This window comes from Algoriphagus sp. PAP.12, from assembly GCF_026652115.1.
Lineage (GTDB): Bacteria > Bacteroidota > Bacteroidia > Cytophagales > Cyclobacteriaceae > Algoriphagus.
Map to the genome: position 1 here is coordinate 1 of NZ_JAPPSQ010000057.1, position 1,422 is coordinate 1,422.

2 protein-coding genes are annotated in these 1,422 nt (G+C 42.2%); both read left to right on the forward strand.

All coding sequences use genetic code 11. From position 1 onward, the window contains the following. Positions 1–43 precede the first annotated feature (43 nt). Positions 44–562 (forward strand): helix-turn-helix domain-containing protein, encoded by a 519-nt coding sequence (locus tag O0V13_RS21390; protein WP_268037053.1) that lies wholly within the window; start codon positions 44–46, stop codon positions 560–562. After that, a complete protein-coding gene (locus O0V13_RS21395; protein ID WP_268037054.1) occupies positions 550–1,395 on the forward strand; it encodes an IS3 family transposase in 846 nt (281 codons plus the stop codon). The genes O0V13_RS21390 and O0V13_RS21395 overlap by 13 nt, the downstream gene beginning before the upstream one ends. Positions 1,396–1,422 lie beyond the last annotated feature (27 nt).

Sequence of the window (1,422 nt, forward strand, 5' to 3'; positions counted from 1 at the left end):
TGATGTGCCCCCAAAAAGTTAGACACTTATTGGGGGCATTTTTATGCGAAAAAACAAAAAACACAATTTCGAATTCAAGCTTCGGATAGTCCAAGAAGTTATTCAGGGTAGACATTCTTTGAAAAGTATCGGCAAAAAAGAAAACATCCGCCATTCCTTAGTTGGACATTGGGTTTCCTTTTACCGAAAGTTTGGAGAAGAGGGTCTGATGCCTATTTCAAACAGATATTCGGCAAACTTTAGATTGAAGGTTGTTAAAACAATAAAGTCTGAATCTTTATCTTTACCTCAAGCCTGTCTACGCTTTAAGGTTCCTAGTGTAACCACGCTATGGAATTGGGTTCGAATCTACGATTCCCAAGGACCAGAAGGGTTGAGGGCATTACATAAAGGAAGATCGATTGTTATGCCCAGGAAACCCAAACGCCCACTCACCCGAGAAGAACAGCTTCTGGAAGAGCTGGCAGATCTGAGAGCTGAAAATGCCTACCTAAAAAAGCTTCAAGCCTTGATTCAATCCGAAAAAGAGAAAGTAGAAAAACGCAAATCATCCAAGAATTAAGGCAACAGCATGCATTGACTAGTCTGCTCAAGCATGCTGGGATGGCACGGAGCACCTTTTATTACCATCTCAAACAACTCCGGAAAAAGGATAAGTACGAGACGATCAAATTGGAGATCCGGGATATTTATAAACGGAACAAAGGACGGTACGGCTACCGAAGAATCAGGGAAGAACTCCAGAACAGGGGCTATAGGATCAATCACAAGACCGTCTACGCTTTGATGCGGGAACTGGGATTAAAGAGTGTTATCCGGGTTAAAAAATATGTCTCTTACCGGGGAGAGCAGGGCAGAATAGCAGAAAACCATCTCAACAGAGACTTTAAAGCTTCCCGGCCTGAACAAAAGTGGGTGACCGACATCACCGAATTCAAAGTCCATGACAAGAAACTCTATCTCTCTCCCATGATGGATCTGTACAACCGTGAGATTGTTTCTTTTACCCTGGCCGACAGACCCGCTCTCCAACCTGTTCTGGACATGGTCAAAAAAGCAACTGCGAACCGACAAAAAATACCAGATCTGCTGATCCACTCCGATCAAGGCTGGCACTATCAAAACCCACAATACCAACACCTGCTCCATGAAAAGGGAATCAGGATCAGTATGTCCAGAAAGGGAAACTGCCTAGACAATGCTGTCATTGAAAACTTCTTCGGAACACTAAAGTCCGAATTGTTCTACCTCAAAAAATACCAGTCCATTCAAGAACTCAAAAAAGAAATAAAACAATACATCCATTATTATAACCACCAAAGAATAAAATCAAGCTTAAACGGAAAAAGCCCGGTACAATACCGAGCTCTTTCCTTAAATTTAAATCATTCTTAAACCGTCCAACTTTTGGGGGCTAGTTCA

Excerpts from the sequence above, each read along its gene's own strand:
- O0V13_RS21390 (WP_268037053.1), top strand. The coding sequence starts at position 44 with ATGCGAAAAAACAAAAAACACAATTTCGAATTCAAGCTTCGGATAGTC.